Source organism: Occallatibacter gabretensis (genome assembly GCF_001449115.1).
In the GTDB taxonomy this organism is placed as follows: Bacteria; Acidobacteriota; Terriglobia; order Terriglobales; family Acidobacteriaceae; genus Telmatobacter; species Telmatobacter gabretensis.
Map to the genome: position 1 here is coordinate 2,081,635 of NZ_LAIJ01000009.1, position 13,155 is coordinate 2,094,789.

At 57.3% G+C, this 13,155-nt stretch carries 9 protein-coding genes and 1 pseudogene; 8 read left to right on the forward strand and 2 right to left on the reverse strand.

Annotated elements, in window-relative coordinates; all coding sequences use genetic code 11:
* Positions 1–86 precede the first annotated feature (86 nt).
* The 4 genes from dnaJ (at position 87) to VO84_RS15055 (ending at position 4,296) form a co-directional block, all read left to right on the forward strand.
* Positions 87–1,226, forward strand: coding sequence for a molecular chaperone DnaJ (gene dnaJ / locus VO84_RS15040; RefSeq protein WP_058188389.1), 1,140 nt, complete (start codon positions 87–89; stop codon positions 1,224–1,226).
* Positions 1,227–1,344: 118 nt separating this feature from the next.
* Positions 1,345–2,415, forward strand: a complete 1,071-nt coding sequence (locus VO84_RS15045) for a type III polyketide synthase (protein ID WP_058188390.1) — start codon at positions 1,345–1,347, stop codon at positions 2,413–2,415.
* On the forward strand, positions 2,405–3,142 hold the full coding sequence (locus VO84_RS15050; protein WP_058188391.1) for a methyltransferase domain-containing protein: 738 nt from the start codon (positions 2,405–2,407) through the stop codon (positions 3,140–3,142). The genes VO84_RS15045 and VO84_RS15050 overlap by 11 nt, the downstream gene beginning before the upstream one ends.
* A complete protein-coding gene (locus VO84_RS15055; RefSeq protein WP_058188392.1) occupies positions 3,142–4,296 on the forward strand; it encodes an NAD(P)/FAD-dependent oxidoreductase in 1,155 nt (384 codons plus the stop codon). Before VO84_RS15050 ends, VO84_RS15055 begins: the two co-directional genes overlap by 1 nt.
* Here the strand turns inward: VO84_RS15055 and VO84_RS15060 are convergent.
* Both VO84_RS15060 and VO84_RS15065 read right to left on the reverse strand, forming a co-directional pair.
* The gene (locus VO84_RS15060) at positions 4,257–6,056 is read right to left on the reverse strand and encodes an ABC-F family ATP-binding cassette domain-containing protein (RefSeq protein ID WP_058188393.1); all 1,800 of its coding nucleotides are present in this window, start codon (positions 6,054–6,056) and stop codon (positions 4,257–4,259) included. The genes VO84_RS15055 and VO84_RS15060 overlap by 40 nt on opposite strands.
* The gene (locus tag VO84_RS15065) at positions 6,056–6,820 is read right to left on the reverse strand and encodes a 4'-phosphopantetheinyl transferase family protein (RefSeq protein WP_058188394.1); all 765 of its coding nucleotides are present in this window, start codon (positions 6,818–6,820) and stop codon (positions 6,056–6,058) included. The genes VO84_RS15060 and VO84_RS15065 overlap by 1 nt, the downstream gene beginning before the upstream one ends.
* Before the next feature lie 425 nt (positions 6,821–7,245).
* On the opposite strand from VO84_RS15065, the pseudogene VO84_RS23360 reads away from it, so the two are divergent.
* From VO84_RS23360 to VO84_RS15080, 4 genes and pseudogenes are all read left to right on the forward strand, one after another.
* Positions 7,246–7,413 (forward strand): annotated as a pseudogene (locus tag VO84_RS23360) (TubC N-terminal docking domain-related protein); the annotation flags it as partial.
* Between the two features lie 63 nt (positions 7,414–7,476).
* Positions 7,477–11,487, forward strand: a complete 4,011-nt coding sequence (locus VO84_RS15070) for a non-ribosomal peptide synthetase (protein WP_231737962.1) — start codon at positions 7,477–7,479, stop codon at positions 11,485–11,487.
* 80 nt (positions 11,488–11,567) lie between these two features.
* A complete protein-coding gene (locus VO84_RS15075; RefSeq protein WP_197414042.1) occupies positions 11,568–12,326 on the forward strand; it encodes an ABC transporter ATP-binding protein in 759 nt (252 codons plus the stop codon).
* A complete protein-coding gene (locus VO84_RS15080; RefSeq protein ID WP_058188397.1) occupies positions 12,323–13,138 on the forward strand; it encodes an ABC transporter permease in 816 nt (271 codons plus the stop codon). The genes VO84_RS15075 and VO84_RS15080 overlap by 4 nt, the downstream gene beginning before the upstream one ends.
* Positions 13,139–13,155: the final 17 nt, after the last annotated feature.

The following is a 13,155-nucleotide window of genomic DNA, read 5'->3' on the forward strand; positions in this document are numbered from 1 at the left end:
CCGAGCTTATTGGCACGACTCTAAAGTCGCGCCCTGATACAAAACCGGATCATCCGGACAAAAGTAACGTTTGCGGAAGAGAGACAGTGGCAACAGTGGCGAAAGCGGATTATTACGAGGTGCTGGGCGTCTCCCGTGAGGCGACCGAGCAGGAGCTGAAGAGCGCGTACCGGAAGCAGGCGCTGAAATATCACCCTGACCGCAATCCGGGGGATCATGCGGCCGAGGAGAAGTTCAAAGAGGCCAGCGAGGCTTACCAGGTACTGTGCGACGCGGACAAGCGCGCGGCGTATGACCGTTATGGTCATGCGGGAGTGAATGGGCCTGCGGCCGGCGGACCCTTTGGAGGAGGTTTTTCAGGTGCTGTCGATCTGGGGGACATCTTTGGCGATCTGTTTGGCGAGATGTTCGGAGGGGGCGGCCAGGCGCGTGGAAATGGACGCACGCGAGTGCATCGCGGCGATGATTTACGCGTGGACCTGACGATCAATTTCGAGGATGCGATCTTTGGCCATGAGACGGAAGTGAGGCTCCGCCGGCTGGAGGCGTGCGAAACATGCCATGGAAGCGGGAGCGCATCCGGGCGCGGGCCAGTGACCTGCCAGCAGTGCCAGGGGCGCGGGCAGATCCGGTATCAGCAGGGGTTTTTCTCCGTGGCGCGCACTTGCTCAGCATGCGGAGGGGCGGGAAGCGTGGTGGTCGATCCCTGCACAACCTGCCGTGGGGAGACGCGCGTGAGCCGGGAGCTGAAGCTGAATGTGAAGGTTCCCAAGGGCGTGGAAGATGGGACGCGAATCCGCTACTCCGAAGAGGGCGATGCGGGGCGCAGCGGCGGGCCGAAGGGCGATTTGTATGTGGTGCTGTCGATTCGCGCTCATGATGTGTTTGAGCGCGAGGGCAACGACTTGAAGTGCGTGGTGCCGATCAGTTTTCCGCAGGCGGCGCTTGGAGCGGATATCGAGATTGACGGCATTGACGGGCCTGTGAGCCTGAAGGTTCCTGAAGGCACACAGAGCAGCAGGGAGTTGCGCGTGCGCGGGCGCGGCGTGCCGATGCTGAACGGCAAAGGCAATGGCGATCTGCTGATAACGGTGGTGGTGCAGGTGCCCAAGAAGCTGAGCAAAGTACAGCGCGAGCTGATGCGGCAACTGGAGGATTCGCTGAAGGTGGAAAACAAGCCTGCGGCGCCCTCGTTCATGGACAAGATGAAGGACCTGTTCAGCTAGCTCAAATGCGACATTGACAATGAAATGACAGCCCGGCGGGCATCCTGCCGGGCTTTTTTGTGTCCATTGGGCATAGCATCAAACTGTACATGCAAGACCTTTCAGGAGAACGTACAGGATGACGACAGCACATATTCATCGCATTGCCACAGCGGTTCCACCGAACGATGTGCACCGGCCGTTTGTGGAATTTGCGGAAACGATGCTGCCGGAGGGAACGGTGCGGAGCTTATTCAGGCGCATGGCAAGAATGTCGGCAATTGAGCACAGGTACTCGTTTGTGGAGCCGGTGGAGAACGGGGATGCGACGTGGCGCGACCGCGACGGGCTCTATGTGACGGGGGCGTTTCCGACGACGGCGCGACGGATGGAGGCATATGAAAAATTTGCGCCGCGGCTGGCAGAGAATGCGCTGGACAGGCTGGCTCTGAGCGAGGAAGAACGGCGCAGCGTAACGCATGTGATTGTGACTTCCTGCACGGGTTTGTATGCGCCGGGACTGGATTTCGATATTGTGCGGCATCTGGGACTGAGCACCTCCGTAGAGCGGACAATGATCGGGTTCATGGGTTGTTATGCGGCGATCAATGCGCTGAAGGCAGCGCATCACATTGTGCGATCGGAGCCAAAATCCAAGGTGCTGATGATGAACCTGGAGCTTTGCACGCTGCATTTGCAGGAGACTGAGAATATTGAGCAGCTACTCTCGTTTCTGCTCTTTGCCGATGGGTGTGCGGCGTGCCTGATTGGCGCGGAGCCTCAGGGGCTGGCGATCGACAGCTTTCTGGCGGTGAATCTGCCGCAGACGAGCGGGTTGATTACGTGGAAGATCCGCGATGGCGGCTTTGATATGCATCTTTCCGGGCAGGTGCCTGGGGAGATCAAGCGCGGGCTGAAGGATGTGAGCCGCGAGGTGTTGCGCGGAAAAGAGATTGCGGATGTGGACTTGTGGGCAGTACATCCGGGAGGTCGCACGGTGCTGGATGCCGTGGAGCATGCGATGGAACTGCCGGAAGAAGCGCTGCGCTTTTCACGGAGCGTGCTGGGACAATTTGGGAATATGTCGTCGGCGACGGTGATGTTTGTGCTGGCGGATGTGCTGGCGCAGGCGCAGGCGGGGCAGCAGGGCTGCGCGATGTCGTTTGGGCCAGGTGTGACGGCGGAAACGATGTTATTTCATGCTGCGTGATACGTTGACGCATTCAGGTGAGTTGGACTTCAGCCGCAGGGCGCAGTTGCGCGAAATCATGGATGAGCCGTGCGAGCGCGAGATGCTGCGCGAGTATCTCAAAGCCCTGGCACAGGTGAACCGGTGGTTTCTGGCGATGCGGCCGACTTTTGCATGGCTGGATAGTTTGCAGTTGCCGCAGGATCGCGGGCCGGTACGAATTCTGGATGTGGGCTGCGGATATGGCGATGGGCTGCGGCGCATTGAGCGGTGGGCGCGTGAGCGAGGGATTCACGTGCAACTGACGGGGCTGGATCTGAATCCGGATGCGACGGCGATTGCAGCAGAGGCCACGGGAGCCGAGAGCGAGATCGAATGGGTGACGGGAGATGTGCTTGCCTATGTGCCACAGCAGCGCGTGGACATTGTGGTGAGTGCGCTGTTTACGCATCATTTGAGCGATGAAGAGGTGGTGCGGTTTGTGCGCTGGATGGAGCGCCATTGTGTGATGGGGTGGTTCATCAACGATTTGTCGCGGTCAGCGGCGTCGTATTACCAATTCAAATGGTTTGCGCGATTGGCCGGTCTGCATCCGGGTGTGCAGCATGACGGACCGGTGTCAATCAGGCGAGCGTTTGTGGCGAGCGACTGGCGGAACTTATGTGCCCTTGCGGGATTGAGCGTGCAGGACGTGACGATTGCCGGATGGAAGCCTGCGCGGCTGTGCGTTGGCCGAAGGAAGCCGTGATGAGCAGGGTCGAATGCCTGGTGATTGGCGGCGGCTTGGCCGGCGCGATGGCGGCGATGCGGCTGGCGCAAGCGGGGCGAGAGGTTTTGCTGATAGAGAAGGAACATGCAACGCAGCACAAGGTGTGCGGGGAGTTTTTGAGCCCGGAGGCGGTGGTTTATTTGCGCGAAGCGGGCGTGGAGCCGCTGAAGCTGGGCGCGGAGCGGTTGCTGCGAGTAAGGTTGGGGGCCGGAGAAAAGATTGTCGAAACGGCACTGCCGTTTACGGCGCTGTCGCTTTCACGCAAGGCGCTGGATGAGGCGTTGCTGAGGAAGACGGCAGCGGCTGGATGCGTGGTTCGGCGGGGCGCCGCCGTGGAGCGTCTGGCACAGGACGGAGATGGATGGCGCGTGGAGCTTGCGGATGGAGCATCTGTGCGAGCCGCGAAGGTATTTCTTGCAACGGGGAAGCATGATCTGCGTGGGTGGAATCGCAGGCCGGAACGTGGTGCAGCGCAGAGCGATTTTGTGGGATTCAAAATGCACTGGAAACTGTCGTCGGCGGCTGCAGAAAAGTTGCGGGACACGATGGAGATGTTTCTCTTTCGCGGAGGGTATGGCGGGATTTCGTTGATTGAAGATGGGGCGGCGAATCTGTGCCTGGTGGTAAGGCGAGCGATATTGCATGCCGCGGGCGGATGGACAGGGCTGATGGCGGGGATTTGTGCGGGGAACAGCTTACTGCGCGAGCGGCTGGATGGCTCTGAGCCCAGGTGGGAGCGACCGCTGGCCGTGGGATGGATTCCGTATGGGTATCTGGCGCATGAGCCTGATGGAGTGTGGAGGCTGGGAGATCAGGCCGCGGTGATTCCGTCCTTTACCGGCGATGGGATGGCAATTGCACTGCACTCGGGCGTACTTGCGGCGGAGATGTACCTGACGGGAGCGAGTGAGGCGGAGTATCAGTGCAAGCTGGCGGGGCAATTGCGGCAGGGAATGAGGCTGGCGACAGCGGTTTCGAGAGTCATGGTGAATCCTGTGGCGCAGGGAATGGCGCCTGGGCTTCTGCCGGTGCTGCCGTACGCGATGAGCTGGATTGCCGCGGTGACGCGTATACCGCGGCGGGCGCTGGTTACTCAGCCCGCCTTTTCCGTTAGCTCGGCCCAGCGCGCGTAAAGCGTATCGATTGCATGCTGAGCTGCTTCGAGTTCGGCGAGTGCTTGCTGGAGTGCTGTTGCGTCGATGGCTACGGTCGGATCTTCAACACGCGCGTGGGCTGCTATGAGCCGTGCGTCGGCTTCTTCTACGCGCTGCTCGATGGTTGCGAACTCGCGCGCTTCCAGATAGGACAGCTTCTTTTTGGATTCCTGTTTCAGAGCAGTCGCGGAATCAGCTTTGGGAGCGGTCGTTGACTGTGGAGTCTCGGACTCTGCCTGCCAGTCTTCCCATTGCGAGTAGCTGGCGAATTGTTCCGCGCTGCCATTGCCATTGAGGCCGAGCACGGTTGTGGAGATGCGGTCGAGAAGATAACGATCGTGGGTGACAAGCACGAGCGCGCCGGGGAACTCGAGGAGGCTTTCTTCGAGGATGTCGAGCGTGGGGATGTCGAGATCGTTGGTTGGTTCGTCGAGGAGAAGAAGATCGGCGGGTTCAAGCATGAGGCGGGCGATGAGCACGCGTGCACGCTCGCCGCCGCTGAGACGATCGACAGGCTGATTGAGCTGTTCCCCAGTGAAGAGGAAGCGCGCGGCCCAGCTTGCGACGTGGATCTGGCGGCCCTGATAGATGACGGCATCGCCATCGGGGGCGAGAGCGCGGCGAAGGGTGAGTGAGGAATCGATTTCGCGGAGCTGGCTAAAATAAACGGTCTTGAGAAACTCGGCGCGTTGAATTGTGCCTGAGGTTGGTTCGATCTCTCCACGCAACAAGCGCAGCAGCGTGGTTTTGCCGCTGCCATTTGCGCCGACGAGACCGACGCGCGTGCCGGCGGTGAAGACGAAGTTGAGATTTTCGAAAAGTGTGCGACCGCCAATTTTGCAGGAGACGTCTTCGAGCGTGATGAGGCGCTTGGTTTTGCGGTCGCTGGCCTGGAAATCGATGCCTGCATTGTTGACGGTGGAGCGCGAGTCCATGTCGGCGAGCTTGCGAATCATTCCATGGGCCGTGTCGATGCGGGCTTTGCTCTTGGTGGTGCGAGCTTTGGGGCCGCGTCGCAGCCATTCGATTTCTGTGCGCACTCGGTTGCGCAGGCTCTCCTGTTCACGCGAGTTTGCTTCAAGCCAGGACTGGCGCTCTTCGAGGAAGCGGCTGAACTTTCCGCGCACACGCAGCAGGCCGTCCGGGTAGATGCGGTTCAGCTCAACGATTTCATTGGCGACATTTTCGAGGAAGTAGCGGTCGTGGCTGACGATGACGGTTGCGAAGCCGGCATCTTCGAGAAGCTCTTCGAGCCAGCGGATTCCGGCGAGATCGAGATGGTTGGTTGGTTCATCGAGAAGAAGCACATCGGGAGAGAGTACTAGGGCTTCCGCGATGGCGAGACGTTTGCGCCAGCCACCGGAGAGGGATGCGGCCTGGGCGGTGAGATCGATGAAGCCGGTGCGGCCGGCAAGCTCGCGAAGACGGCCTTCATGATCGTTTTCGGCAACATGTGCTTCAGTAAGCGCGCGTTCGAGCACGTCGCGTACGTTGAGGCCGCCCGGATAGAACGAATCCTGCGCGACATAGGCGACCCGCGCACGTTTGCGTGTTGCTACTTCTCCAGAGTCAGGCGACTGAATTCCGGCGAGCACAGAGAGTAGAGTCGATTTTCCCGCACCATTCGGGCCGATGAGTCCGATGCGGTCGCCTTCATTTACGGTGAGCGAGATGTTACGGAAGAGAGGCGCGGCACCGAAGGCTTTAGAGATAGTTTGAGCGTTAAGAATTGGAGGCATTACATATCTAGTGTAGTTTCTGATTGCGACGTGGCGATATCTGGCCGGAGCGCGGGGGCATTTCCAGGTGGTTGAGCTTCCCATATTTGCAGGCGGGGATCAATTTTGCTCTCGACGGCAAGGGCAACGCGGTGTTCCACAAGATTGAAGAGGCGAAACTGCCAGCGCGCCGGATCGTCGTCGTCGAGGACGCGATCTATTTCAAGATGGAATTTGTTTGATTTGTCATAAACGAAGGAAAAGTGCTTGAGCGGCAGGGAGAGACCAAGCCCTCGCGCCTTGATGTAAGACTCCTTCAGCGTCCACAACGATAATGCACGAGCTGGTCTTTCCGGATCGGACAAATCCTCGAGCTGTGCCAATTCGCGAGGCGAAAAGACATCAGAGGCGAGCTTTACTATGTCTGGTGCACGATCCAGCGGCTCAATGTCGACACCGAGTTCAACATCTTTGGCGATAAGACAAACGACTAACTCCGTGCAGTTGGATAAATTGAAGCGCAGACCGCAATCCGGGTCGGTGGCGGGTTTTTCGTAGGGGTTTGTCTGAAACTTCCACGCATGCGGAGGAAGTGGATGATAGTAGGACAGTGCGTTGCGCACCAGGAGCCGGGTAGCCAGATATTCACGACGATGTCTTTCAAATCGAAAGGTTTTGCTGCGCAAGAGCTCTTCTTCGCTGAGAATTCGTTCGGAATCCTCAGCGATTGTCTGTGCAGAAATATCCTCCGGACGGGTATACCAGAGGTTCAATGCAGTTCCCATCCGGAAATCCCCCAAGCTATCTTTGGACAGCAGCTAATAGCACTATAGAACCATGGTAACTGAGCCAGTGGACGGCAGGAGATGTTACTAAGTGGGTATCGAAATGGCCCTGGAGTGCTAAAGTCACGGTAATGAAAGATTGCTAACATGATGATTGCCTTGGTGGTTGTCTGACGAATTGAACCAATTATTCCCAGTGTCTGCACGGCCGTAATGGGCCGTTGCAGTTTTGCCGGGTGGATTCGTAGACAAGGCGCAGCTCTTAATTCTTTCCATGCGGCCGATGAAGCTCATGAGCCGGCAGGAGGAATTGCTGATAGAAGCGTCAGAAGGAAGCTACGTCGACCACCGCTGACGATATGTGCACGATCCCGGCAGGGCTCTATGCCCGATGTTTTTCCTGGCGGGATACCAGACGAGACAACATGGTCAGCTCTGTGGAGCATTTGAGTACCGTACAGTTCTTATCGGAACTTCGCCGGCTTGACATTCATGTGAGTGTCGAGGGTGGGAGACTGCGCTGTAACGCCCCAGCGGGGCGCCTTACGAAAGAACTGGAAAAGGCTCTTGTCGAGCACAAAGCAGAGATCATCCAGACTCTCCGCGCTTCGAATGCATCCTCTTCTATTCCCAGACGATACGAACCAAACAAGCGAATGCCTCTGTCCTTTGCCCAGGAGCGCTTGTGGTTTCAGCAAAATCTAAAACCGGAGAGCACAGCTCACAACATCACTGCCAGGCGCCGTTTGCAGGGTGCGGTGAATGCGGAATTGCTGGAACGTGCTTTGCGTACCCTCGTGCGGAGGCACGAGATTCTGCACACGCGTGTTGTAGAAGCAGATGGAGTTCCTGCTCAAGAAGTGCAACAGGATCTGTTGCCCACTGTTGAGGTTTATGACCTATCTCATCTTGCAGGAACTGAGCAGATGACGGCGGCGGAGTCAACGATACGGAAGTTCTCAGCACGACGGTTCAATTTTGCAAGCGGAGGTCTCTTCCGCGTGGCCCTCATTCGTCTTTCCAGCGATGATTGCCAACTCGTAATGGCTGCCCACCATATCATCTGCGACGGCTGGTCTCTGGGCATCTTTTTTACGGAGCTCTGCTCACTGTATGAAGCGGGGCAGCGCGGACAGGCGATCGAATTAGCGGGGCTTCCGATTCAGTATGGCGATTACGCGCTATGGGAGCGGGAGCGGATGAACTCGATGTCGCTGGCTCCTCAGCTCAAATACTGGAAGGACAAGCTGAAGGGAGCACCTGCTTCTCTTGAGATTCCTCTGGACCATCCGCGTTCAGCATCGCTTGAATACAAGTCGCGACTCGGTTCATTTCAATTGGATGAAGTCACCTCGGAATCCCTGAGACGACTGGCTCGAGAGAGCGCCGCAACTCCCTTCATGATGTTGCTGGCGATTTTCAAAGCGCTGCTGGCCCGGTATACCGAACAGGGCGATATTGTTGTCGGCACTCCAGTGTCGACGCGAACCTTGCCGGAACTGGAAGGGCTGATTGGATGCTTCATCAATACACAACTGCTTAGAACCGCGGTAGCCCAGAGTATTACAGCAAGAGAACTGGTCAACCGTGTCCGCACCACGGTGCTCGAATCGCTGAGCCATGCGGATGTTCCTTTTGAGGTATTGGTTCGGGAGCTTGTGACCAAGCGTGATCTGTCCCGTTCCCCGCTTTTTCAGATTGCGTTCGTTCTGCTCAATACGCCCCGGGCACAGGAATATGAGGTAGTAAGCGGCGGGACCGATCTGGACATGACGCTGTACATGTGGGAGGCAGAAGGCAAATTTTATGGTTCCCTGGAGTACGATGGCGCGCTCTTCGATCCTGCTACTATTTCGTGCTTCACAGGCTGCTTTCAAACTTTAGCCGCGCAGATGGCGTCTGAGCCCGATACACAGCTCATGGATCTTGCCCTGGTGTCTTCCGACCAGGCCGAGGAGTGGTTTTCCGGGCAGAACGGTCCATCCGTGCCGCTACCTGCCGACACTGCACATGAATGGGTGCGGCGACAGGCGGAAGCGTCTCCGGAAAAGATTGCGGTTGTCTGCGGCAAGGAGCAGCTGAGTTTTCGAGACCTGTGGGCCAGGGCGGGCAAGCTGGCTTATCAGCTGCGGCTGCTGGGCGTGGGCCCCGGAAGCCGGGTTGCACTTTGCCTGAATCGAACAGTGGATCTGGTTGTCGCTCCACTTGCGGTCTGGCAGGCCGGCGCGGCGTATGTTCCGCTTGATCCTGACTATCCCGCGGGCCGGCTGGCATACATGCTCCGAGATGCCGGGGTTTCCGTTCTGGTGACTGAGAGCGATCTGCTGAAGCGCTTACCCAGCGCCCTGCCTTCATTTATCTGCCTGGATCGAGAACGGCACGGGCATCTGAGTGAGGCTGAAAGTCTGCCTCCGGTTTCTGTGAAACCTGACGACCTTGCATATGTCATATATACGTCCGGATCGACCGGAAATCCGAAGGGAGTCGAAATCCGCCATCGGTCGCTGGTCAACCTTCTGGCCTCAATGATGCAGGAGCCAGGAATTGCCCATGCGGATCGGCTGCTGGCAGTGACAACCTTGTCTTTTGATATAGCCGGCCTGGAATTGTTTCTACCGCTGGTGAGCGGAGCTCAAGTGGTGGTCGCGCCAAGGAGTGCGGTTGCTGACGGAGCTGCTTTGGCTCGGCTGCTGACAGAATTCAAGATTACTGTGATGCAAGCTACGCCGGTGACCTGGCGTCTGCTTCTGCAGTCCGGCTGGAAGGGAAAACCGGGATTCAAGATTCTCTGCGGCGGTGAAGCACTTCCGCGCGATCTGGCGGAGCAACTGCTGGAGACCGGCGCAGAACTGTGGAACCTTTACGGCCCGACTGAGACTACCATCTGGTCTACCGTACAGCGTATTGAGGCTCCCGTTGATCGAATCGCCATTGGTCATCCTATTGCCAATACGCAGATATGCGTTCTCGATGAGGGCGGTCGTCCGCTGCCGCCTGGTTTGACGGGTGAGCTCTTCATCGGCGGAGCGGGGCTGGCAAGGGGCTATTGGAATCGTGAGGATCTGACGTCGGAACGGTTTGTGGCTGGACAAGACCGCTATTCAGGAACGCGTATGTATCGGACTGGCGACCTGGTGCGAAGGCTGTCTGGCGGCAATGTGGAATATGTCACTCGAGCGGATGATCAGGTGAAGTTCCGCGGCCATCGCATCGAACTGGGCGAGGTGGAGACCACGCTGGGACGCCATCCGAGTGTGGCGCAGGCGATTGTTACGGTTCGCGAAGATAAGCCGGGAGATAAAAAACTCATCGCTTATTGGACAATGCGTGGCCACGGAAAGGTCGATGCCGCTGAACTTCGCAAGAACCTGCGCAGACAGTTGCCAGACGTAATGATTCCCGCAGTATTCATCAAGCTTGATAGCTTTCCTCTGACTCCGAATAATAAGGTCGATCGAAAGGCTCTCGCCAGTTCCAAGTTTCGGTCGATGCTGGAAGAAAATGGGAATGGCAAACGGGGGCGTAGTGAGGCGCTTCCGGTTGAGGGATGGATCACGCCTGAGCGCGTCATGCCAAGCAATTATGTGGAGGCTGTTCTAGAGGAGATCTGGCGCGGGGTGCTGCAGGTCGAGCAGATTTCCGTACACGACAATTTCTTTGAACTTGGGGGAGATTCTCTCACTACGGCGCGAGCTGTCTCGGATATTCGAGCCGAGTTGGATATGGATTTACCTCTGCGATCGATCTTTGTTTATCCGACGATCGCCAGTCTTGCGAGCCACATTTCTTTTGAGCCATCCACTCGCCGATACAGTTATACGAGCGAGCAGACGCACTGGCAGCGCCTGGTGCCCGCGCAACCACGCGGCAGCCGCGCGCCGTTCTTCTTCCTTGCCGGATTTTATAGACCGGATGGCCCACTGCTTGTTCTTGCCCATTTGATTCCTCACCTCGGCAAGGATCAACCGGTCTTTGGATTCCAGCCGCGCTGGATGGAGGAGGGCGGAACCGACTATGACAACGTGGAGGAACTGGCGCGTGAATATATAGCGGAATTGCGCAAGGTTCAGCCAACGGGGCCTTACTTGCTGGGTGGCAACTGCGTGGATGGCATCGCGGTTTTGGAGATGGCAAGGCTTCTGGAAGAGGCAGGCGAGGAAGTCAGACGGGTGGTGCTGTTAGATACTGTACGGCCATCCTCGCGGCGGCTATTACAGATGGATCTGTTTTTCTTCAAGAAGAGGCTGGAACACATCCGCGACGTGCTTTTCGGAATTGTGAGCGCCAGAAACGGAGAACGGCTCCGCATGTTTCGCCAGGTGGCGAATCGAAAACTGGGAGTTGCAATATCCTCGGAAGACCGCGAGATGGGTCGTTTCGACAAGCGGAGAGATCGCTATCGGCGATTGCTGAGCAGACACAAGCTCAAGAGCTGGTCCGGACGCATCACTCTGATCAGGAATGAAGAGGAATTTAACCTTGGCCACGACTTTGGCTGGACTGGCTTTTCTGACGCAGGATACGATGTTCACGTCGTTCCAGGGGAACATGAAACGATGCTGAGCGAGCACGGAAAAGAGGTTGCGCAGATCATCCGCCGATGCCTGGACGAGACTACGGCTGAGCGTTCCGAAGTGAGGGAATATAGAGAGGCCGGAGTTTTGTGACAACAGCGAACGCGCCCTCTGCCACGATCTCGGATAGTTGCCAGGGCGAATCCCCACTCATTGCGGTTGAGAATGTGACGATGCGTTTTCCTATCCCGAAGCGGTATCGGGAATGGGTGCTGGCGCCCCACCGGAGACGGCGTGTGTGTACTGCGCTTTCCAATGCGAACCTTGAGGTGCAAACCGGCGATCGCATTGCGGTGATGGGGCCGAACGGCGCCGGCAAGACAACTCTGCTTAAGCTGATTGCAGGAGCTTTGCTGCCCACTGAGGGGAAAGTGTTTGTGAATGGGCATAGCACACTTGAGCAGAGCGCGGCCGCACGGAGATCGGTGGGATTTGTCTTTAACGAAGAGCGCAGTTTTTTCTGGCGATTAACGGGCGTGCAGAATCTTGAATTTTTCGGAGTACTCGACAACCTCTACGGGAGACAACTGCGCGAACGCATTGATCATGTCCTGGAGCTTGTGGGTCTGTCGGACGCTAGAGACAAAGCGGTCTACACATACAGCAGCGGGATGAAGCAGCGTCTGGCAATTGCACGAGTGCTGATTGCGGAACCGGATGTGTTGATTCTGGACGAGCCTACCCGCGCACTCGATCCGGTGGCCTGCGATCAACTCGTTGAACTGATTCTGTCGACCATTCATCGCAATTCACGGAAGACTCTGTTAATCGCCACGCATCGGCCCGAAGAAGCTTCGTTGCTGTGCAACAAGGTTCTGGTTGTCGGGGGCGGAAACATCCTGGGCAGGGAATCCATTGGCGGACTCGATGCAAAGGGAACTACTGTGCTTGAGTATTACCGGCAGCTCATGGTGAGCGGAGAGCGCTCATGATGCAATTGCTAAGAAAAGCCTTCGCATTCATCCGACGCGATTTTTGCATAGAGTCCGGCTATCAGGCCTCGTTTGTGATGGGCTTGATGGAATCTTTGATGCTGCTGATCATTCTGCGCTTTGTGGGCCGGCTGGTCTCCCCAACGGCGTCAGGCACCCTTAGCCATTCGGGATTGGCCTACTTTCCCTTTGCGCTTGTTGGGGTGGCATTCGCCCGCTACTTTGACCTGATGCTGAGAATGTTTTCCGATTCGATTCGTACGGCTCAAGTCACGGGCTGCTTAGAGGCAATGCTGTGCAGCCAAACGGACAGTATCACAATCGTGATGCTGTCATCGCTCTACAGCTTGATTTCCGGAGGAATACAACTACTGCTCATTCTGCTGGGCGGAGCATTTCTGTTCGGAGTGGATCTGCGGCATGTGGATGTGCCTGCGACTTTGCTTGTGCTGCTGGTCTCGGTTGCAATTTTCATAGCATTCGGAGTGCTCTCGGCAGCTGCGATTGTGTGGCTAAAGAAGGGCGATCCGGTCACGTGGGTTCTGGGCGGACTAGGCAGCATTCTGGGCGGAGCTTATTTTCCGATTGATGTGATGCCGGCCTGGATGCAGAAGATCTCCTTTCTGATTCCAGTGACGTATTCTTTGCAAGCGCTGCGGCTCACCATGCTCAAGGGTGCATCGCTGGCCGAGGTGGCGAAACCTGTTAGCACACTTGCGATCATTGCTGTGGTGATTCTGCCGGCCAGCGCTGTCATATTTGCTGCCACTATACGACGGGGCAGAAAAGAAGGCACTTTAACGCAGTACTAACTACCTTGGCCACCGGC

Excerpts from the sequence above, each read along its gene's own strand:
- VO84_RS15080 (WP_058188397.1), top strand. The coding sequence starts at position 12,323 with ATGATGCAATTGCTAAGAAAAGCCTTCGCATTCATCCGACGCGATTTT.
- VO84_RS15070 (WP_231737962.1), top strand. The coding sequence starts at position 7,477 with ATGCCTCTGTCCTTTGCCCAGGAGCGCTTGTGGTTTCAGCAAAATCTA.
- VO84_RS15050 (WP_058188391.1), top strand. The coding sequence starts at position 2,405 with ATGCTGCGTGATACGTTGACGCATTCAGGTGAGTTGGACTTCAGCCGC.
- VO84_RS15045 (WP_058188390.1), top strand. The coding sequence starts at position 1,345 with ATGACGACAGCACATATTCATCGCATTGCCACAGCGGTTCCACCGAAC.
- VO84_RS15055 (WP_058188392.1), top strand. The coding sequence starts at position 3,142 with ATGAGCAGGGTCGAATGCCTGGTGATTGGCGGCGGCTTGGCCGGCGCG.
- VO84_RS15060 (WP_058188393.1), bottom strand. The coding sequence starts at position 6,056 with ATGCCTCCAATTCTTAACGCTCAAACTATCTCTAAAGCCTTCGGTGCC.
- VO84_RS15075 (WP_197414042.1), top strand. The coding sequence starts at position 11,568 with ATGCGTTTTCCTATCCCGAAGCGGTATCGGGAATGGGTGCTGGCGCCC.
- VO84_RS15065 (WP_058188394.1), bottom strand. The coding sequence starts at position 6,820 with ATGGGAACTGCATTGAACCTCTGGTATACCCGTCCGGAGGATATTTCT.